Source organism: Nocardia sp. NPDC004582 (genome assembly GCF_053602115.1).
Genome location: NZ_JBSGCY010000028.1, coordinates 37165 through 57611 on the forward strand (window position 1 = coordinate 37165; position 20447 = coordinate 57611).

15 protein-coding genes and 2 tRNA genes are annotated in these 20447 nt (G+C 66.3%); 10 read left to right on the forward strand and 7 right to left on the reverse strand.

Annotated elements, in window-relative coordinates; all coding sequences use genetic code 11:
- Positions 1-78 precede the first annotated feature (78 nt).
- Entirely contained in the window at positions 79-1287 is a 1209-nt protein-coding gene (locus tag ACWELJ_RS11270; RefSeq protein WP_452366044.1) for a L,D-transpeptidase, read from the reverse strand.
- A gap of 220 nt (positions 1288-1507) precedes the next feature.
- On the opposite strand from ACWELJ_RS11270, the gene ACWELJ_RS11275 reads away from it, so the two are divergent.
- Positions 1508-1580, forward strand: a tRNA-Lys gene (locus ACWELJ_RS11275).
- 157 nt (positions 1581-1737) lie between these two features.
- On the opposite strand, the gene ACWELJ_RS11280 is transcribed toward ACWELJ_RS11275, so the two are convergent.
- A complete protein-coding gene (locus tag ACWELJ_RS11280; RefSeq protein WP_452366045.1) occupies positions 1738-2031 on the reverse strand; it encodes a hypothetical protein in 294 nt (97 codons plus the stop codon).
- A gap of 166 nt (positions 2032-2197) precedes the next feature.
- Here ACWELJ_RS11280 and ACWELJ_RS11285 point away from each other — a divergent pair, with 166 nt between their 5' ends.
- The gene (locus tag ACWELJ_RS11285) at positions 2198-7669 is read left to right on the forward strand and encodes an ATP-binding protein (protein ID WP_452366046.1); all 5472 of its coding nucleotides are present in this window, start codon (positions 2198-2200) and stop codon (positions 7667-7669) included.
- 62 nt (positions 7670-7731) lie between these two features.
- On the opposite strand, the gene ACWELJ_RS11290 is transcribed toward ACWELJ_RS11285, so the two are convergent.
- Together ACWELJ_RS11290 and ACWELJ_RS11295 are read right to left on the reverse strand one after the other, a co-directional pair.
- Positions 7732-8166 carry a TIGR03667 family PPOX class F420-dependent oxidoreductase gene (locus tag ACWELJ_RS11290; protein ID WP_452366047.1) on the reverse strand — a complete coding sequence of 145 codons (435 nt, stop codon included), beginning with the start codon at positions 8164-8166 and terminating at the stop codon, positions 7732-7734.
- 94 nt (positions 8167-8260) lie between these two features.
- Complete coding sequence (locus tag ACWELJ_RS11295; protein WP_452366048.1) at positions 8261-9334, reverse strand: alkene reductase; 1074 nt, start codon at positions 9332-9334, stop codon at positions 8261-8263.
- Positions 9335-9466: 132 nt separating this feature from the next.
- Here ACWELJ_RS11295 and ACWELJ_RS11300 point away from each other — a divergent pair, with 132 nt between their 5' ends.
- The 3 genes from ACWELJ_RS11300 to ACWELJ_RS11310 all read left to right on the forward strand — a co-directional run bounded on the left by ACWELJ_RS11300 (position 9467) and on the right by ACWELJ_RS11310 (position 12664).
- Entirely contained in the window at positions 9467-9898 is a 432-nt protein-coding gene (locus ACWELJ_RS11300; protein WP_452366049.1) for a MarR family winged helix-turn-helix transcriptional regulator, read from the forward strand.
- Between the two features lie 81 nt (positions 9899-9979).
- Positions 9980-10052: transfer RNA gene (locus ACWELJ_RS11305), tRNA-Lys, on the forward strand.
- A gap of 440 nt (positions 10053-10492) precedes the next feature.
- A complete protein-coding gene (locus ACWELJ_RS11310) occupies positions 10493-12664 on the forward strand; it encodes a KAP family P-loop NTPase fold protein (protein WP_452366050.1) in 2172 nt (723 codons plus the stop codon).
- 224 nt (positions 12665-12888) lie between these two features.
- Here the strand turns inward: ACWELJ_RS11310 and ACWELJ_RS11315 are convergent, their stop codons facing one another.
- The 3 genes from ACWELJ_RS11315 to ACWELJ_RS11325 form a co-directional block, all read right to left on the reverse strand.
- Positions 12889-13116 (reverse strand): hypothetical protein, encoded by a 228-nt coding sequence (locus tag ACWELJ_RS11315; RefSeq protein ID WP_452366051.1) that lies wholly within the window; start codon positions 13114-13116, stop codon positions 12889-12891.
- A 120-nt stretch (positions 13117-13236) separates the two neighbouring features.
- Complete coding sequence (locus ACWELJ_RS11320; RefSeq protein WP_452366052.1) at positions 13237-14151, reverse strand: tyrosine-type recombinase/integrase; 915 nt, start codon at positions 14149-14151, stop codon at positions 13237-13239.
- Between the two features lie 112 nt (positions 14152-14263).
- Positions 14264-14452 carry a YegP family protein gene (locus ACWELJ_RS11325; RefSeq protein WP_452366053.1) on the reverse strand — a complete coding sequence of 63 codons (189 nt, stop codon included), beginning with the start codon at positions 14450-14452 and terminating at the stop codon, positions 14264-14266.
- A gap of 649 nt (positions 14453-15101) precedes the next feature.
- On the opposite strand from ACWELJ_RS11325, the gene ACWELJ_RS11330 reads away from it, so the two are divergent.
- From ACWELJ_RS11330 to ACWELJ_RS11350, 5 genes are all read left to right on the forward strand, one after another.
- Positions 15102-15437, forward strand: coding sequence for a DUF4913 domain-containing protein (locus ACWELJ_RS11330; RefSeq protein WP_452366054.1), 336 nt, complete (start codon positions 15102-15104; stop codon positions 15435-15437).
- A 173-nt stretch (positions 15438-15610) separates the two neighbouring features.
- Positions 15611-16357 carry a tyrosine-type recombinase/integrase gene (locus ACWELJ_RS11335; protein ID WP_452366055.1) on the forward strand — a complete coding sequence of 249 codons (747 nt, stop codon included), beginning with the start codon at positions 15611-15613 and terminating at the stop codon, positions 16355-16357.
- Positions 16358-16629: 272 nt separating this feature from the next.
- A complete protein-coding gene (locus ACWELJ_RS11340; protein WP_452366056.1) occupies positions 16630-18309 on the forward strand; it encodes a hypothetical protein in 1680 nt (559 codons plus the stop codon).
- Between the two features lie 169 nt (positions 18310-18478).
- Complete coding sequence (locus ACWELJ_RS11345) at positions 18479-19414, forward strand: DUF389 domain-containing protein (protein WP_452366057.1); 936 nt, start codon at positions 18479-18481, stop codon at positions 19412-19414.
- 65 nt (positions 19415-19479) lie between these two features.
- Positions 19480-20447, forward strand: a 968-nt coding sequence (locus ACWELJ_RS11350; RefSeq protein WP_452366058.1) for a DUF1254 domain-containing protein, incomplete at its 3' end; no start/stop codon positions are given.

Here is a 20447-nt window from a genome sequence, read left to right on the forward strand (position 1 = left end):
ACTCCCACTGTCGAGCATGGTCGAAGGGGCATCAGCGCACAGCTGATGCCCCTTCTGCCGTATCCGTGACCCCCGCGGTCAGCCGCGGTCGGCGTTGCCCGCCTTCCACTGCTCCCACGGAATGTTCCAGTCGCCCAGCCCGTCCACACCGGACAGGGTGCCGCCGACGGTGTTCTTCACGATGGTGATGTCACCGCGTTTGACGTTGTCGTACACCCATTTCGCGTCGGCCGGGCTGAGGTTCAGGCAGCCGTGGCTGGTGTTCGAATAGCCCTGCGCGCCCACCGACCACGGGGCCGAGTGGAAGAAGATGCCCGAGTACGAGATTCGGGTCGCCCAGTCCACCGGCGTCTTGTAGCCGTTGGGCGAGTTCACCGCGACGCCGTAGGTGGAGGAGTCCATGATGATGCGGTCGAACTTGTCCCCGACGATGTAGACGCCGTTGTCGGTGGGGGTGGAGTCCTTGCCCATGGAGGTGGGCATGGTCTTGATCACCTGACCGTTGCGTTCCACCGTGACGATCTTGGTGTTGTCGTCGGAGGTGAAGACGGTGGCGTCGCCGATGGTGAAGCTGGAGTGGATATCGCTGTCGCCGACCAGGCCGCCGCCCAGGTCGTGGCCGTAGGCGTTGACCGCGATGTCGACCTTGGTGCCCGGGGCCCAGAAGTTCTGCGGCCGCCAGCGCACCTCACGATTGTTGACCCAGTAGAACGCGCCCTCGACGGCCGGCGTCGTGGTGATCTTGATCGCGTTCTGGGCGGCCTTGCGGTCCGGGATGTTCTCGTCGAACTGCACGGCCACCGGCTGACCGATGCCGACCACCTCGTTCTCGGCGGGCAGCAGATACGGGTGAGTGCGGTTGTTCGGCGAGATCGTGGTGAAACTCATCACCGAGGTGGTCGCTCCGCCCAAGCCGATGGCCTCGACCGCCAGCTTGTAGGTGCGCCCGAATCCCAGCTGCTCGGCCAACTTCCACGAGCGGCCGTCGGCCGCGAGCTGACCCGGCACCTGCTTGCCGTCCGGATTGCTCAGCACCACAGCGGTGAACTTGCCGTCCTCCACCTTCAGGTTCAGCTCGCCGGGCGCCACGCCCTTGTCGCCGTCCTTCACCGGGGAGATCAGCTTCGGCTTCATCAGCTCGCCGATCGGGTTGGAATCGATTGCCACCGACGACGACTGGCCGCTACCGCCCGAGGAACATCCGACCAGTGCCAACGCCACGACGGACAACACCACCCCGGCCCCCAGCAGCTTTCCGGTCCGTCGCCCGCCTTGCCTCTCACCCATCGCAACCCCACTTCACGTCTCGGCGCGCAGCCGGCCACCCTCCAAAGGCTTCCCCCACAACATCCGAGATCGCCCCCGCCGCGTTAACAACCATCGACAACTCGACAAACCACCAGCTCAATGGGGCGATTTCACTTTCCGCGACCATCCCTGTTAATGTTCTATCCGCACCGCAGAGAGCCCGGAGCGAAAGCCCGAGACTCCCGGCGGAGTAAAACACGCGCCATTAGCTCAATTGGCAGAGCAGCTGACTCTTAATCAGCGGGTTCGGGGTTCGAGTCCCTGATGGCGCACAATACGAAGCCCCTGACCAGGCAATCCGGTCAGGGGCTTCGTTTGTTTTCGCCTGCATCCCATGCTCGGCGACGCACTCCCCGGGCGTCGGATCGGGTTGGGGTTCAGTCGTTCTCGTCACCGGGCGGGGTCCGGGCGCGGGTGGTGGCGGTCGGTTCACGCGACGTCCCGATCGCGGCGCGCCAGGGTGTCGGCGGCGTACCGCGCGATGCTGGCGGCCTGGCGGGCCTGGGCCTCGGGGTGCGCGGTGTGCTGGTCGAGCGCCACCCGGATCCGTTCGAAGGACGCGGCGGCGGCGGCGACCGCGTGGCGGAGGGCGGCGATCTGGTCGATCAGGTCCACCACTTCGTGGGTGGTGAGGGTCAGCGTCGGATGCTCTTCCCCGGTCAGGAGGGCCTCCGCGGCGGATTCCGCCCACCGCGAATGCAGTACGTCGAGGATGTCGGACACTCTGATCGCCTCCCACAGTCACGGCCCCCGGATGACGCTTTGCCCACGATACGTACGAGTAACCCCCTACCGCGGTGGTATCGAGAGCAGCAGACGTGCACACTACCGGTGACCGGCAGTCCAAACGCTGCCCGACCGGGCCTTCGCAACATAAAGGAGCTGACGGGTGTTCAGCCGTATTGCCATTGTGAACCGCGGTGAAGCCGCGGTACGCCTCATTCACGCCGTGCGGGATCTGGCGGCCGAGACCGGCCGGCAGATCCAGACGATCGCGTTGCACACCGATGTGGATCGCAACGCGACCTTCGTCCGTGAGGCCGATATCGCGTATGACCTCGGGCCCGCCGCGGCGCGCCCGTACCTGGACCTGAAGGCGCTCGAGCAGGCGCTCAAGGCGACCAACGCCGATTCGGCGTGGGTCGGTTGGGGATTCGTGGCCGAGGATCCGGCCTTCGCCGAACTGTGCGAGCAGATCGGGGTGACCTTCATCGGTCCCAGCCCCGACGCCATGCGCAAGCTCGGTGACAAGATCGGCGCGAAGCTGATCGCCGAGGAGGTCGGCGTGCCCGTCGCGCCGTGGAGTCGCGGCGGCGTCGAGACCGTCGAGGCCGCCCTGGCCGCGGCCGAGGACATCGGCTACCCGCTGATGCTGAAGGCCACCGCCGGTGGTGGCGGCCGCGGTATCCGCATGATCACCACTGCCGACGAGCTGGTCGACGCCTACGAGCGGACCCGGCAGGAGGCCGCGCGCGCCTTCGGCAGCGGCGTGGTGTTCCTGGAGCGTCTGGTCACCGGCGCCCGCCACGTCGAGGTGCAGGTGATCGCCGACGGTCAGGGCACCGCGTGGGCGCTGGGCGTGCGCGACTGCTCGGTGCAGCGGCGCAACCAGAAGGTCATCGAGGAGTCGGCCTCGCCGGTGCTGCGCCCCGAGCAGGCCGCCGAGCTGAAGGCCTCCGCCGAGCGGCTGGCCGTCGCGGTCGGGTACCGCGGCGCGGCGACCGTCGAATTCCTGTACCACCCGGGCGACGAGCTGTTCGCCTTCCTCGAGGTCAACACCCGCCTGCAGGTGGAGCACCCGATCACCGAGGCCACCACCGGTTTCGACCTGGTGCGCGCGCAGTTGCACGTGGCCTCCGGCGGCAAGCTCGAGGGTCAGCCGCCCGCCGAGCGCGGCCATGCCATCGAGGCCCGGCTCAACGCCGAGGACCCCGACCGCGACTTCGCGCCCGCCCCGGGCCGGATCGCCCGCCTGGATCTGCCCGCCGGACCCGGCATTCGCGTGGATACCGGTGTCAGCGAGGGCGATACGATCCCCGCCGACTTCGACTCCATGATCGCCAAGATCATCGCCTACGGGCGCGACCGCGACGAGGCGCTGGGCCGTCTGCGCCGGGCCATGTCGCAGACCCGCGTGGTCATCGAAGGCGGTTCCACCAACAAGAGTTTCGTGCTCGATCTGCTCGAGCAGCCCGAGGTGATCGACGGCAGCGCCGACACCGGCTGGATCGACCGCGTCCGCGCGCAGGGCCGCCTGGTGTCGCACCGGCATTCGGCGATCGCGGTGGCCGTGGCCGCCATCGACGCCTACGAGGAGGAAGAGCGCGCCGAGCGTGAGCGCCTGCTGTCCACCGCCGCCGGCGGCCGTCCGCAGGTGCAGCACGAGAGCGGCCGCCCGCACGACCTGAAGCTGCGCGGCGCCGCCTACCGGGTGCGGGTCGCCCGGATCGGCGCGCACCGCTTCCGGATCGGCATCGAGGCGGGCGGCGATATGCGTTCGGCCGATGTGGATCTGGAGCGGTTCGACCGGCACACCGGTCAGATCGTGGTGAACGGCAGCCGCTTCCGGGTCGTCACCGGCACCCACGGACCGGTGACGCTGGTCGATGTCGAGGGCGTGACGCACCGGATCAGCCGCGACGAGGGCGGCGTGGTCCGCTCCCCCGCCCCGGCGCTGGTGGTCGCCACCCCGCTGGCCGTCGGCGACGAGGTCGAGGCGGGCGCGCCGGTGCTGGTGCTGGAGTCCATGAAGATGGAAACCGTCCTGCGCGCGCCGTTCCGGGCCCGGCTCAAGGAGAGCGCGGTCGCGGTCGGCTCCCAGGTGGAGACCGGCGCGCCGCTGCTGCGACTGGAACCGCTCGCCGACGACACCGAGGCCGAGGACGCCGCTCCCGCCGCCACCGTCGAGCTGGACCTGCCGGGCGCGCCCGCTCCGGTCCTGCCGCACGAGGGCCTGACCCGCAGCCTGCAGGATCTGCGCAGCCTGCTGCTGGGCTTCGACGTGGACCCGCACGACGAGCAGCGGGTGCTCGACGACTACCTGGCCGTGCGCCGGGCGGCCGTCGCCGACAACCGCCGGCCGCTGGCCGAGGAAGTCGAACTCGTGCAGCTGTTCGCGGATCTGGCCGAGCTCAGCCACAACCGGTCCTGGGAGGACAACGGCGCGCAGGGCCACGTGCACAGCGCCCGCGAGTTCTTCCACAGCTACATGCAGAGCCTCGATGTGGAGCGGGCCGGGCTGCCGGAGTCGTATCGGGCGGATCTGAGCGCGGCGTTCGCGCACTACGGTGTCGCCGAGCTGGATCGCTCGCCCGACCTGGAGGCCGCGGTCTTCCGCATCTTCCTGGCCCAGCAGCGCCCGGCCGGAACGGTCACCGTCATCACCGCGCTGCTGCGCGAGTGGCTGAGCGAGCCGGTGCCGGATCGCGCGTTGCGCGAGCCCGCCGGTCTGGCGCTGGAACGCCTGGTGACCGCGACGCAGTTCCGGTTCCCGGGTCTGGCCGATCTCGCGCGTGGCGTGGCCTACGCCTGGTACGCCCACCCGCTGCTGCGCCGCAACCGCGCCCGGGTGTACACCACCGTGCGCAAGCACCTGAGTTTCCTTGACGCCCAGCCGGATACGGCCGAGCGCGCCGACCGCATCGCGGACATGGTGCGGGCCACCGAACCGCTGGTGCGGCTGCTGGGTCAGCGGCTGGTGCGCGGCAGCACCGACAACACCGCCATGCTGGAGGTGCTGACGCGGCGCTACTACGGCAACAAGGACCTCACCGATGTGCGGACCGAGGAGTCGAACGGGCAGCGTTTCGTCATCGCCGAACGCCGGGGCGTGAACCTGGTGTCGGCGGCGGTGAGCTTCGATTCGCTCGATCTGGTGCTGCGCGGGCTGGCCGAGGTGGCCCGGGACTCGTCCTCGGTCGAGGCCGACATCTACCTCAGCTGGGAGAAGCAGCCCGAGGACTTCGAGGCGATGGCGGTGGCGCTGCAGGAAGCGCTCGCCGGACAGCCGCTTCCGAGTCAGGTGCACCGAATCACCTGCACGGTGGCAGGCAGCGGTGGCGCGGTCATGCACCACCACTTCACCTTCCGGCCCGCGACCACCGGGATGTCGGAGGAACGACTGATCCGCGGTCTGCACCCGTACATCGCCCAGCGCATGCAGATGAAGCGGCTGCGCAAGTTCGACCTCACCCGCCTGCCGTCCTCGGACGACGAAGAGGTGTACCTGTTCCGCGCGGTGGCCAAGGAGAACCCGGCCGACGACCGCCTGATCGCGTTCGCGCAGGTGCGTGACCTGGCCGCGCTGCGCGAGCACGACGGCCGCCTGCTGGTGCTGCCCACCGCGGAGAGCACCATCGCCACCTGCCTCGACTCCATCCGCCGCGCCCAGGCGCAGCGGCCGTCGAACAAGCGGTTCAACACCAACCGGATCGTCATGTACATCTGGCCGGTGGTCGATGTGACCCGCAGCGAGCTGGAGACGGTGATCGCCGGGCACGTGCTGCCGATGACCGCGGGCGCGGGCCTCGAGGAGATCCTGCTCATCGCCCGCCAGCGCGATCCGCAGACCGGTCAGCTGGAGAAGATCGCGGTGCGCGTGTCCTTCGACGCGACCGGCGGCGTCCAGGTGAGCGTCGGCGAGCGCACCGACGACGCGGTCGAGCCGCTCGACGAGTACCGGCAGAAGGTGCTGCGCGCGGGCAGCCGCAACACCGTCTACCCGTACGAATTGACCGGTCTGCTGGGCGATTTCACCGAGTACGACCTCGACGACGCCAACACCCTGGTGCCGGTGGACCGGCCCAAGGGCCGCAACAGCGCGGCGCTGGTGGCCGGTGTGGTCACCACCCCGACCCCGCAGCATCCGGCCGGTGTCATGCGGGTCGCCCTGCTGGGCGACCCGACGAAATCGCTGGGCGCGCTGTCGGAGCCGGAGTGCCGCCGGGTGATCGCGGCCATCGATCTGGCCGAGTCGCTGCGGGTGCCGCTGGAGTGGTACGCGCTGTCCTCGGGCGCCCGCATCTCGATGAAGTCGGGCACCGAGAACATGGACTGGGTGGCGGCCGCGCTCAAGCGGATCGTCGAGTTCACCCAGGCCGGCGGCGAGATCAATATCGTGGTCAACGGCATCAATGTCGGTGCGCAGCCGTACTGGAACGCCGAGGCGACCATGCTCATGCACACCAAGGGCATCCTGGTGATGACGCCGGAGTCGGCGATGGTGCTGACCGGCAAGCAGGCGCTGGACTTCTCCGGCGCGGTCTCGGCGGAGGACAACTTCGGCATCGGCGGCTACGACCGCGTGATGGGCCCCAACGGCCAGGCCCAGTACTGGGCCCCGAATCTGCTTGCCGCGCGGGACATCCTGATGGCCCACTACGACTTCTCGTACGTGGTGCCCGGTGAGGACGGACCGCGCCGCGGCAAGACCGCCGACCCGGTCGACCGCGATGTCTCCGACTTCCCGCACGTGCTCGACGGCAGCGATTTCGCGACGGTCGGGGAGATCTTCTCCACCGCCGCCAACCCGGATCGCAAGAAGCCGTTCGACATTCGCACCGTGATGCGCGCGCTGGCCGACCAGGACCACGAGGTGTTGGAGCGGTGGGCGGGTATGGCCGACGCCGAGACCTCCGTCGTCTTCGACGCGCGGCTGGGCGGAATCCCGGTGTGCCTGTTGGGTATCGAGTCCAAGAGCGTGGGGCGGCGCGGCTTCCCCGCCACCGACGGACCCGACACCTACACGGCGGGAACGCTTTTCCCGCAGTCGTCGAAGAAGGCGGCGCGGGCGATCAACGCGGCCAGCGGCAACCGCCCGCTGGTGGTGCTGGCCAACCTGTCCGGCTTCGACGGCTCGCCGGAGTCGATGCGCAAGGTGCAGCTGGAGTACGGCGCCGAGATCGGCCGGGCCATCGTCAATTTCGACGGCCCGATCGTGTTCTGCGTGATCTCCCGCTACCACGGCGGCGCCTTCGTGGTGTTCTCGAAGACGCTGAACCCGAGCATGACCGTGCTGGCGCTGGAGGGCTCGTTCGCCTCCGTGCTGGGCGGCGCCCCCGCCGCGGCGGTCGTGTTCTCGGGCGAGGTCAACGCGCGCACCGAGTCCGACCCGCGGGTGCGCGACTTCGAGCTGCGCGCGGCCAACGCCTCCGGCACCGACCGCGCCACCCTGACCGCGGAACGCGACGAACTGCGCTCCTCGGTGCGGGCGGAGAAGCTGGGTGAGGTGGCCGCGGAGTTCGACCGCGTGCACAACATCCAGCGTGCCGTCGAGGTGGGTTCGGTGGACGCCATCATCAGCACCGTCGAGATGCGCCCGCGCATCATCGCCGCCATCGAGGCGGGGCTCTCCCGCCGCTGATCGATAACACGACGAACGCCCCGGCAGTCCGACTGCCGGGGCGTTCTCGTTCGTTCGGGAGTTCAGAAGCCGCGCAGGCGGTCCGGGGTGATGCGGACCGGGACGGAATAGTCGGCGAAGAACTCGTCGCGGGTCATGCCGATCTCGACCAGTCCCTTGGCGTACTTCTCGACGTAGGCGTCGAGCTCGGCGGGGGTCGGCTCGGCGGTGTCGACGCGGGCGGGGCCGTTGAAGACCACTACCTCGCCGCCGCTCGCGGTGCTGTTGAGGTTCAACGACACCCGCGGGTCGGCGGCGATATTGCGGAGTTTGGGTGTGCCCGGCTGGGTGAAGATGAGGAATTCACCATTGGCCCACTGGAACCAGACCGGATTGGGCTGGGGCGTACCGCTGGGGCTCACGGTGGTCAGCCAGACGATGCCATCCTCCGCCAGACGTTTGGTGACCAGGGCGCCGAAGTCGGTGTCGGGGTCGATGAGCGGCGCGGAAGCGGACATGCGGTCTCCTTGCGAGATGTGGGTCGGTTCGATCCGTGACGGTCAACACCCCACTGCCCGTGGGCATTCCGAGTCTCGGATGGTTCATTCGGGCTCAGCCCAGGGTCGGGTAGTCGGTGTAGCCGACGTGGTCGCCGCCGTAGAAGGTGGCCGGGTCGGGGGTGTTGAAGGGGCCACCGGCCTTGATGCGAGCGTCCAGGTCGGGGTTGGCCAGCCACAGGGTGGCCAGCGCGACCGCGTCCGCCACACCGGATTCCAGCGCTTCCGCGGCGGCGTCGACCGTCGCGGGGAACGCCTCGGGGGTGGCGTGCGGGTTGAGGATGATGGTGTTGGCGAAGGCCGCGCGCAGCTTGGTGGTCAGCTCGCGGTCGCCGCCCTCCATGATGTGCGCGTAGGCGATGTCCAGGTCGGACAGTGCGGTCAGCAGCTCGAGGTACAGCGGGGCCTGGTCGGCCTCCACGATGTGGTTGAACGGGTTGCCGGGCGAGAGGCGGATACCGGTGCGGTCGGCGCCGATGACCTCGGCGACCGCGGCCACCACCTCGGTGACGAAGCGGATGCGGTGGGCGATCGAGCCGCCGTAGTCGTCGGTGCGCAGATTGGTGTTGTCGGCCAGGAACTGGTGCAGCAGATAGCCGTTGGCGCCGTGGATCTCGACGCCGTCGAAGCCGGCCGCGATGGCGTTGCGCGCGGCGGCGGCGAAGTCGGCGATGGTGGTGGTGATGTCCTCGGTGGTCATCTCCCGGGGTTCCGGGTGGTCGATCATGCCGTCGGGAGTGAACAGCTGCTCACCGGAGACCACCGCCGACGGGGCCAGAGGCAGCGCGGCGTCCGGGTACAGCATGGGGTGGCCGATGCGGCCGCAGTGGGTCAGCTGCGCGATGATCCGGCCGCCCGCCCGGTGCACGGCGTCGGTGACCTGGCGCCAGGCCTCGGTCTGGGCCTCGTTGTGCAGGCCCGGGGTCAGGAAGTAGCCCTGGCCGATGACGCTGGGCTGGATGCTCTCGCTGATGATCAGGCCGGCGCTCGCGCGCTGCGTGTAGTACTCGGCGGTGAGCTCGGTGACGAGCCCCTCCGGGGTGGCCCGGTTGCGGGTCATCGGCGCCATCACCAGACGGCTCGGCAGCCGCAACCGACCGATCGACACCGGCTCGAACAGAGTGCTCACCAGGGACTCCTCGTGTGATCGAGTCACGCGCCCATCCGGTCGCGCAACTACTTGATTGGATCAAGCATCATCGTGGCATTGATGCTTGATCCAATCAAGTACCTCGTCGGAACCGTCCCCTAGAATTTCGGCATGGCAGTTCCCGCAGGTCCCGTGAGCTCGTCCACCGACCTCGAAGGCGTGATGTTCGAATTCGTGGACGCCTACAACCACGCCTTCGAGGACGCCGCCCACGAGCAGGGCATGAGCATGGCCCACGCCTGCGTCCTCGGCCGGGTCGGAACCCCCCGCGGCATGGGCGAACTGGCCGAGGAACTCGGCTGCGACGCCTCCAACATCACCCAGATCGTCACCCGCCTCGAGGCGCGTTCCCTGGTCCTGCGCCAACCCGATCCGGCCGACCGCCGCTTCCGCCGCATCCAGCGCACCCCCGAGGGCGACACCGTCAACGACGCGTTCGAGAACTCCTTCGCCTTCCCCCGCCGGGCGGTCGCCAATCTGACCCCCGAAGAACAACAACACCTCGCCGACCTGCTCCGCAAAGCCCTCACCCCACCCCGCTGACCCCCGCCCAACCCCCTCACCAGCCGATTCCCGATCCCACCCCCACCCCTGCTAAAGTTCCTTCCCGCGACGAAGTCGCACGCGCCATTAGCTCAATTGGCAGAGCAGCTGACTCTTAATCAGCGGGTTCGGGGTTCAAGTCCCTGATGGCGCACAAAAATAATCCCCTGACCAGGCGATCTGGTCGGGGGATTATTTCGTTCTGCCGCTGGATCGGACCCCATTCCAAGAAAACACCAAAAATTCGGCGCCGCACAGGTTGTCAGGGGCCGTCCCCGGCCCTGAGCGTGTTCGGGCAGCCAGGGAAGGCCCCTCGGAAGTCGGCGTATCGCCGGTCGCGCACGCTCCTGGCACGGCCGGTTCGAACCGCGCGCCACGCGGCAATGCAGGACGTTTTGAACTGCTGTCACACAGCCTGCTGCTCTAGTGCAAAGCGTTACGGTCCGGCACCGTGTCGCCGTGCAATTCAAGCATCAGATCCGTTGGTGAAGGGCGGCAGCAAGTAGCCGCAGTCACGGGGAATCGCGGGCAGAGCGACGCTGGCGATCGGCGGCGATGTACGCCGGACCGCCTGTACCGCTGACGATTACGCACGTGTCTGACGTCGACCAGTACGATCGTTGCCTTATGAGCGCCGAGTCGTCAGGCCGTGAGAACGGTAGCGATACACCGATCGAAAAGATGAGCCAGGACCGCCTCGCGCGGGCCCAGCTTGCGAACCGAATCGCGCAACGCATCGCCAGAACCGGCGCGGGGCCCAGTGTCGTGTTCGGATTGGCGGGGCCGTGGGGAAGCGGCAAGACCTCGATGCTGAGTATGATCGGCGAAGCTCTGACCAAGGACTCAGCAGACACCGAAAATCATTGGTCGGTTGCGCATTTCACGCCATGGGCCTCATCGGACATCGACTCTCTCATTACCGAGTTCTACACCGCGATCGCATCGGCCCTACCAGAAAAGGCCACCGATGCAAGGAGTCTGCTGAAGGCGGCAGCACCTGTGGCAAACGCGGTCGGTAAAGCTCTAGCCGCCGCGGTCGTCGATAAGTTTGCGCCCGGCGGACTCGACGCTGCGTGGCAGGCAGGTACAGACGCGCTGGCCGATCAGCTCGGCACAGCAAAGACATCTGAGGACCCTTTCCAGGTCAGATTCGACAAGATCTCCACCGCCATCAAGAACGCCGATACGCGGGTACTAGTCGTCGTAGACGACCTTGATCGACTGCACACCGACGAGCTCTTGGCTGTGATGAAGGCGGTCCGGCTACTCGGGCGCTTCCCGAACGTGCACTATCTTCTGGCCTACGACAAGACCACGGTGCTGGACCTACTGACCTCTTCGGAATTGGCACGAGACAACCGGGACCGGGCCCATCGATACCTGGAGAAGATCGTCCAGTATCCGTTTGTTCTCCCCCCGATCCAACGAGTGCATATCGAAGCCGAACTGACAGAGGGGATTTCGACCGTTTCTGGGAATCTCGCGCTCGACCTCGATGCCCCGGCCACAAGGTATGCGATCGAGCAGTTGATCGATGTGCTGCCTGACCCGGACAGTTTGACTCTGCGGAGCGTCAAACAGCTTTGCCTTCAGACCGATGTGTTGTGTTCGACCGTTGGCCCGGGTGAAATCGATCTGTTCGACGCAGCGGTCCTCACCTACATCCGGTTGAACTACCCCGACCTCTATGAGCGGATCCAGACGTGGCGGCAGATGCTACTCAACCCTCAGCGCCGGCCTGCGAGCGACGCCGAGGCGTGGCTCGGCCGAGTCGGCACTACCCTCGCCCCGGGCAGCAACGGTGAGTCCGTGGTTGCGGTCTATCGGATGTTGGTCGCGATGTTCCCAGGCCTGCCTCACGTCCAAGGTGCGGTGTGGACAGAACGAACCGCTGCTTGCCGGATTGGTGATCCGGATTACTTCGCCCGCTACTTCCAATTTGCGATACCCGAGGACGACCTGAGCGATGTGGACGTCCGCGAAGCATTCCGAAATCTTGTCTGGCGCGGCGGACTTGAGGAGGACTCGATCATCAGCGAACACCTTACTGAGCGTGGCCCTCAATGGCGCAGACTGATGACGAAACTGTCCAAGAACCTCGATGTCGTCGAAGGATCCCCCTCGGCGGCCAGCGCGGAAGCCGCCCGCTGGGTCGCACGGCGCCTGACCAACCTGCATCCGATGGACTACTACTACGGCTGGGGTTCGGTCGTCTTCAGCATTCTCACTCACTCAGTGGCGACAGCAGCATCGGAGGAGGAAGCTCGCCACATCCTCACCGACTACTGCGACGAGTTCGGTCTGATTCAGACGGCACCGGTACTGACCCATATCCGCGTCGTGGAAGCGGCCTCCGACGATCGGCTGTCGGTCGCTGTCGGTGTTATCCGTGATCGTGTAGTGCACGCATGCATGCGAGACCTGAGCCTGCCGGATGTACCGTTCGAGGAGCAGGTTCTGTCGTTCATACGAGTCATGGACGATGCAATGTGGGCACAGCTTCGAGCAAATCTACTGGGCAGCGGGATCTCTCAGCAGAATATCGCGGCGCGGTTCGTCAGTACCTCACGAAGGATCGGGTCGGAAACAATTGTCATCGATTCTTTCCTTGAGGACTACTTTTCGAAGGTTGTTACGGTCGACGAGTTGAATCTGAGCGGGTTCGACAACCCGTCCACGGTCGATATGACCGACGTGTCGATCGACGGGCGACAAGCATTCGCCGCCTTCGAGCTGCGTCGCACCCGCGCCAACGACTCAAGGTAAGTACGAATTGGATAATCCCGACGGTAGGGCAGCGACAATGCCCACGTACGACTTAACCGCCCTCAATTCGGCAGTTGCGGACGTTCCAGACATACGAACGCCCCGGTGATCTCGGGGCGTTCGATCTTCAGCAGGACCGTGCCGGCCGCTCCGGACCGACCCGTAAGCGGCAATGTAGCGCGTTCGCGGGCCGTCGAGTCGCGCCTACCGAAGGGCCCCGAAGATCAAATAGTGGGTGCCTCATTCGCGATCCGCTGTAGTGCGGCAACGACATCAGCGGACAAGTCCTGCTCGATTAGCTGAAGGAGTGCTGTGTCGCCCCGGGCTTTTACGTACAACGCCTCTGCCACGGCATTCGGATCAGCCTGCCGGGGAAACGCCATCAGGATCTGTAAGAGGATGTATCTACGGGCCTCGAGTACAGCCCAGTCGTCCTTAGAGTCGTCTGCCATAATGCACCCCTTCTATCGCTGGTCCGCTGCGGCAACCACCCTACGGGTCAGGCCCTGTGTGAGAACGGATTATCACGCAGCTGCTCTGCCGACATTCGGCATGTGCGGATGGTTGAGATGTCATGTGGCTGAGGCCATGTAGGCCGCCAGGATGTAGTTCGGATGCCGGTCGAGGTTGGTGCGAGCCCGGTCGTAGCGCATCGTGGTGCGCGGGTCGGCGTGGCGGGCGGCGATCTGGACATCGCGCAGATCGACCCCGGCGTCGAGCATGGTGGTGACGAAGGTATGGCGCAGCATGTGCGGGTGCAGATTCGGCAGCCGCACCACCGAGTGCTCGGCCAGGCGCCGCAAACGCCGGGTCGCGCAGTGCCGGTCCATGCGCCGGCCCCGGAGGTTGAGCAGGATCGGCCCGCGGATCCGGTTCTCCACGGCGCGGTCGACGGCGCGTCCAACTGCGGGCGGCAGCGGCACGAGCGCGATCTTCGTGCCTTTGCCGACGGTGCGCAGCACGCGGTGGCCGTGTTCCTCACCGATATCGTCGATGTCGCAGCGGCACGCCTCGCTGATCCGCAATCCGAGCAGTCCCAGCATCGCGACCAGTGCGAAGTCCGGTGGGTTTTCCGAGTCGCGGGCCGCACACAGCAGCGCCTCGAACTGCAGATGCGAAAGTCCCAGTGTCGGTGACTCGTTCGACACCCGGGGCCGGCGCACGTACTCGGCTGGGGAACGGTCCAAGACGCCGTCGATGACGCAGGTGCGGTAGAAGCCCGCGATGACGGCCAGGCGGCGGGCGACGGTCGCGGGTTTGAAGCGGCGAACTTCCTGCATCCACCGCATATAGCGTTCGACCTCGGTGCGGGCGACCGCGAGTGGGGTGAGTTGCTGGTCGGTGCACCAGGAGAAGTACAGGCGCAGATCGGATTTGGTGTGGATGCGCGAGACCGCGGAGAAGCGGGCGAGGTAGGCGAGGGCGGCCAGCCGGAGCACGAGGTCGTCACCGGCGAAGGTGACATCGAGGTCGGGTGAGGGAGCCATCCTTCACGATGCCGCCGTTGCGACGAACCGCGGGAACTCGACACACGCGCGCTGGCCGATAGAGATCGATGCCCCGATCAGCCCAGCCGATCGGGGCATCGATGGATCGGATCTACTTCGCCTCGGTCAGATCGACCACGGCCGCGCCGGCGGCGTTGGTCTGCACCGAGGCGATGCCCTTCTTCGCGGCGTCCTTGCTGGCATACGCCTGACTTTGTGCGATGACCTCACCATTGCCTGCTTTGAGCCGCCACCGGAACTTGTCGGCCGCGTCGGCGAACAATTCGAACTTGCCTGCCATGACTACCTCGTTCCACCACCTCGAGAAACGTGCATCTGACAGAGCATCAGCGTAGGGGTGAAGATCCCGGACAGTCGGCAAAGACAAGCCCCAACCAGCCCGAACCGCCCGGGTCGCGGCAACAGCGGACGGACGGGTCCGGCCGCCATATATCGGGAGCCGACAACTCAGCTGTCGCGCATCGTTCCTTGCCAGTCGAACTCCCCGAATTTCGTGGTTGGGTTAGCCGCATTCCCTGCCTCAGAAGCGACGTCCGGCTCTTGATCAGGCTCCCTATCGGCGTCGCCTTCTGCGGTGTCAGGTTCCTGCGAGCATTCCTTTCCCACCATTCCATCGCCTCCTGGTAGTTGGCCGACAAGCGAAGCCTAGCGCTGGTCTAATGACCATGTACGACAACGTATTTAGGTGGAGAGATATCCGGTAATCGGCCGAATAGTGCGTTCGGCACACCGCGATGACCGCGGGCCAATTGCCCTTCGAGCCCGCAGTACGGGAGCCGTGAATTGATGCCCGTCTCGCGCCGGCGCGAGACGTCGAGGGCAACCGTTCGAGCCGGTATCGGACTATGCGGTCGGCCTGATCCAGGCGCGCCGAACCCCTTGCGGCCGAGTATGTTCAATGTTCTGTGGAGCCTAGCAACCTTCCGTCGGTGTACGGATCTGTCGTTGAATTCGTGGAGAACTATCTCAGTCTTCTGTACCGACGAGAAGTCGATAAGGGCCGTCGAGTGTGGTGTCCGCAGTGGTGGTTGCACGCTGAGGCCGTCGCGCGACTGGATGCTATGTGGCGGGCGTGGGAGCATTATCGGATCGATAGCAGAACGGGTTTGAGCGTGTGGTTTCTCGACCACGCCGATCCGCATATGAGCATGCTGTTCGACCCGGACGGCCCCTTCCAGTTTTGCTCCACCACATCCGGACACTCCGACAAAATGCCGCCGCTTCAGCTGATCGCGACGCCGCCGGGCCTCTACAAGTCATCCTGAACTGTTACGCGCTCGGCACACCCGCTTTTCGGGTGGTCCGCTGGATCAGCCTCTGGTGATCGACTGCCATCGTGTAATCGGCAATGCAGGATGTTTGGCTGCGGTGTAGGGGGTGTCCGTGCGCGGCGCGTGTCGCGTTCCGGTGGGTCGCTGGTCCGGGGCAATCGTGAGGAATGAGTACCTCCTCCGACCTGGACGTCTCCTTCGCCGGTGATGATCTCGTCTTGCGGCTGGCGTCGCTGGCCTACCTGGCACGATTCTCCATCGTCTCGCTCGTCCACACGAGATCAGATCTACACCTGTACTTTTCGTGGTGCACCGAGCGGAAACTGCTACCCCTGGCGGTTGTGGCGGGCTTCTATCGCACCTGCGTGATCGATGGCCTGCTCGACTACTCACCCGCCGAGTACGTGCGCCGGCCCCGCGTGTCGAACGAGTCTCCGACACTGAGACTTTCACACCTCCAGTTCGAAGCCCTGCTCGTCGCCTCCCGCGACTCGGACAACCCACCGGACTTCGCACTGGTCGCCATGCTCGGACTGCTCGGCCTGCGTATCAGCGAGGCATGCCGGTGCGATGTCACCGATCTCGGGCGGGCGATCGACCGCGCCGTCGACGGCCGAATCCACGGGCCGATCCTGCTGAACCTGCGAGGAAGACGGATGGACCGCCATTGCGCCACCCGCCGCTTGCGGCACCTGGCGGACGTCTCGGTGGTCCGGCTGCCGCGCATGCATTCGCACATGCTGCGCCACACCTTCGTCACCACCATGCTCGACGCCGGAGTCGACCTGCGCGATATCCAGATCGCCGCCCGCCACGCCGACCCCCGCACCACCATGCGCTACGACCGCGCCCGCACCAACCTCGACCGCCACCCCAACTACATCCTCGCGGCGTTCATGGCCTCGGCCACATGACATCTCAACATCCTGCATTGCCGAAAGGCGTGCACTCCGGGAAGACCCGCGTTCGCGGACGCACCCCAGCGAGTCGAGAGCCATTGGCAACACAGTGGCAATCAATTTCCTGGCCCGCTGAAAAGGCGTGTTACGTTCGCTGAACTCGGAGACTTCTGTTCGTTTCGACCGGCTGTGGCAGTTGGCCCTCGCCGGGCGGGCTGCAGCGGTTTCTGGCTTTCCAACTGCAAGTTCGCGTCCCTTCGGCCGCGAGGGACAGGAGTGATGCACCGGTGAGTTCGACTCGATATCTGCGCACGGGCGCCGTTGCCGCCGCAGTGACCCTAGCCACGGCACTGGCGGTTTCGTCCTGCAGCAGCAACTCTTTGGATTCGGGTGACAGCGACTCGTCGGGCACTTCTTCTCCGGCGGCCGCCGCAGGGCAGGGCCCGGCGCGTAATCCCTATCTGGCCGCGGACAAGTACGCGGTCACCCACCTGGACTCGGGCCAGACCGACACCTTCGACGATCCGGTACCGCGGGGCACCTTCCACATCGATCCGGCGCAGATGCCGCGCGTCACGGTGGGACCGGTCAGCATCATCACCCTGGCCGGCACCGACCCGAAGTATCGGTGGATCTCCTCGTCCGCGGGCGTGCGGTACGTCGACGTCTCCAACAGTGGATTCAAGGAAGTCGCGGGAATGGACGCCCCCGGCATAGCGCCGATCCCCGCGCCGGCCTTGGACGCGGTGCTGAATCAGAACTTCACCGACGTCGCCCAGATCCAGGACGCGGTGAATCAGGACTGGGGCGGGGCGAACTGGACCCGTATCGCCAACGGCGTCTACAGCCTGGTGGACAAGGACAATCGCGTCTACTACACCACCAACGATTCTCAGTTGTACGTGTTCGGGCTCGTGAACAACGACAAGCCCGAGGACGGCGTCCAGGTGATCAAGCACCTCGACCTGAAACCGTTCCTGGGCACCGGCACCACCGCCACGGGCCTGCCGGAGAACGTGGTCGGGGTGAATCTGACCTACGACGGGCATCTGCTCGTGGGCTCCACGCGTGAGCTGCTGGCCTTCGACCGCACCAACCTCGACGCCGCCCCGCAGCGGGTGCGTTTCGGTGACGACGAGACCGTGTCGAACTCGATGTCCATCGACGAGCACAACGGCATCTACATCGCCTCCAACAAGATCATGCGCAAGATCGTTTGGACCGGGTCGAAACTCTCGACCGACGAAGCCGACGGCGCGTGGTCCTCGCCCTATGACACCGGTCGCCGGCCGCCGGCGGTGAAGTTCGGCACCGGCACCGGCTCGACCCCCACCCTGATGGGATTCGACGGCAAATCCGACGAGCTGGTCGTGATCACCGACGGCGCGGACCAGATGCATCTGGTCGCGTTCTGGCGCAACAAGATTCCCGAAGGGTTCCAGCAGAAGCCGGGCACCAAGTCCAACCGCATCGCCGACCAGGTCCAGGTGACCGCGGGCCTGCCCGATCCGCTGCCGGAGTTCGTGCAATCCGAACAGTCGGTCGTGGTCAACGGGTACGGCGCGTTCGTGGTCCAGAACATCGGTAGCGGCGGCGAACCCGACCGGCTTATCGACGTCCTCGCCAACGGCCCGGTCGATCCCCCGCCGCACGGCATGCAACGCTTCCAGTGGGACCCCGCCGGGCATCGCTGGAACTCGGTGTGGGCACGTGGCGATGTCGCCTCGACCTCCATGGTCCCAGCCATCTCCAGCACCACCGGGATCGTGTTCGTCAACGGCTACAGCAAAGCCGACGGCTGGGAGGTCACCGGCCTGGACTGGAAGACCGGAGAAACCGTGCACCGCACCATCTTCGGCCAATCCAACCTCGGCAACGGCGCTTACGCCATCATCGAAGGTCTCCCCAACGGCGACCTGCTGTTCAACAGCATCGGCGGACCCTTCCGCGCCAAGATCGCCAAGTAACGCCGCGACACTCACCCGACGGCCTGCTCCGATCCCACCGGGGCAGGCCGTCGCGCGTCGGCCCGGGGCGGGACGGTATTCGGGCCCGCTGCCGCTATGGTTGCTGGAAATGAACCGGGCTGCCTCCGCCGCTGACTCAGCCCACCACCGGGCCGAAGGAGGCCACACCGTGCTGCATCTGCGCATCGTTTCTCCGAGTGGGCGGAGCGGCGACGTTCTGCGCATCCTGGTCGCGGAACCCGGTGCCACCCATGTGACGCTCGCGCGCGGTGAGGCCGTGGATCCGCCCGGCGATGTGATCGAAGCCGATCTGGCGCGTGGCTCCGTCAATACCGTGGTCTCCGCGCTGAGCGCTCTGGATCTTGCTCGGACGGGCAGTATTTCGTTCGCGCCGACGGGAACCATGCTGTCCAGTTCAGCACGGCGGGCCGATGCCGCAGCGCCCCGGCCGCCGGACCAAGCGGTGGTGTGGGAGCAGTTGCTCGAGCAGGCGCGCGAAGGGGCCCGCTTCACGCCCACCTTCCTCGCGTTCCTGACGATCGCGATCCTGCTGTCGGCGGTCGGGGTGACGACAGCGTCGCCACTCACCTTGGTCGGCGCGATGGTGGTCGGGCCCGAATTCCGGCCGCTGGCAGCGCTTTCGGTGGGGTTGGTGCGCCGCGATGCGCGGCTGGTGCGGGCTTCGGTACGCACCCTGGCCATTTCGTTCCCGGCCGCGATGGCGATCACCGTGCTGGCCACGCTGTTGTGGGTCCGCCTCGGTTGGATCGGGGTCGGCAACGTCGAGAGCGCCCACGCCTTCGACTTCATCTACCAGGTCGGGCCGTTCTCCTTGGTGGTCGCCCTGCTGGCAGGTGTAGCGGGGATGCTGGCCGTGGTCACCTCCACCTCCGCCGTGCTGGTGGGTGTGTTCATCTCGGTGACGACCGTGCCGGCCGCCGGATTGGCGGCGGTCGCGGCCTTCGCGGGAAAATGGCATGCCGCACTGAGCTCGCTCGCTCAACTCGGCGTCAACCTGATCGGGATCGTCGTCGCCGGGGTAGCGGTGCTGCTGTTACTGCAGGCCGCCGACCGTCGCGACGGCGTCCTTCCCCGCAAGCGCTGACCCGCTTCGGAACTCAACCCCTCAAGTGTTGCTACAAGTTCGCTCAGTGGTGCCATCATTGCCCCATGAATGCACGCTACGTCGATCTTCCCCGCCCGCTGCGACGGCTATCGGTTTGCGTTCGGGTACCGATGGTGCTGTTGGGGGTGTCTGCCATGGTGCTGGGATGTTCGACCGGCACGAATCACCAGAGTGACAACGCCTCGCCCCAGAGTTCGGACACTCGGGCAGCGGACGCCAAGGCCGAGGAGGACTGGGCCTACTCGGTCGGCATTCAGAACTACGTGTTCGGACTCCCGCTGACGATCTCGGAGCGGGAGCGCGCACTGCGGCTGGATCCGGTGGCGTTGGAGAAGGCCAAGGCCTACGCGCCGGCCGCTCCGCTGAACCAGATCGGCCACATGAAAACCCTTGCTACGGCAGACGACAAGATGCCGTACACGCCGAACAACGACACCGTCTACAGCGGTGTGGGGATGGAACTTCGCGATGAGCCGATGATCCTGACGGCCCCGGACATCATGGACAGATACTGGTCGGTCGAGGTCGCCGACGCCTACACCAACAATGTCTTCTATCTCGGAACCCGTGCGACCGGCGGCAAGGGCGGCGACCACGCCTTCGTAGGACCGAACTGGCACGGCGAACTACCGCCCGGCGTGATCGAGCATCGGCTACCCAACAACAGCGCGATGGTCGCGATCCGCATCGGCGTGCTGCCCGACAACGCCGCCGATCTCGCCGAAGTCAATGCGCTGCAAGAGAAGTTCACCACGACCGCCTTGTCCAACTGGAGCGATCCGGCCAAACACGGCCAGGTGACCGTCCCAGACCTGGGCAAGCGCCCGCACTACGACGGCGATCTGGCGATCTTCCAGACGATCGCCGATCTGGCGGCCGAAAACCCACCGGCACCGGGCAACGAAGCAGCCGTCGAACTACTTCGCCGCGGTGGGATCACCCTCGGCAAGCCCATGGACGTCAACGCTCTCAGCGAACCGATGCGAAAGGGATTGGCACGCGCGGCCGTCGA

What these genes read in the sequence shown, in the direction of transcription:
- ACWELJ_RS11315 (WP_452366051.1), bottom strand. Translation starts at nt 13,116, where the DNA reads ATGGCAGACGACTCTAAGGACGACTGGGCTGTACTCGAGGCCCGTAGA.
- ACWELJ_RS11325 (WP_452366053.1), bottom strand. Translation starts at nt 14,452, where the DNA reads ATGGCAGGCAAGTTCGAATTGTTCGCCGACGCGGCCGACAAGTTCCGG.
- ACWELJ_RS11335 (WP_452366055.1), top strand. Translation starts at nt 15,611, where the DNA reads ATGAGTACCTCCTCCGACCTGGACGTCTCCTTCGCCGGTGATGATCTC.
- ACWELJ_RS11290 (WP_452366047.1), bottom strand. Translation starts at nt 8,166, where the DNA reads ATGTCCGCTTCCGCGCCGCTCATCGACCCCGACACCGACTTCGGCGCC.
- ACWELJ_RS11300 (WP_452366049.1), top strand. Translation starts at nt 9,467, where the DNA reads ATGGCAGTTCCCGCAGGTCCCGTGAGCTCGTCCACCGACCTCGAAGGC.
- ACWELJ_RS11270 (WP_452366044.1), bottom strand. Translation starts at nt 1,287, where the DNA reads ATGGGTGAGAGGCAAGGCGGGCGACGGACCGGAAAGCTGCTGGGGGCC.
- ACWELJ_RS11320 (WP_452366052.1), bottom strand. Translation starts at nt 14,151, where the DNA reads ATGGCTCCCTCACCCGACCTCGATGTCACCTTCGCCGGTGACGACCTC.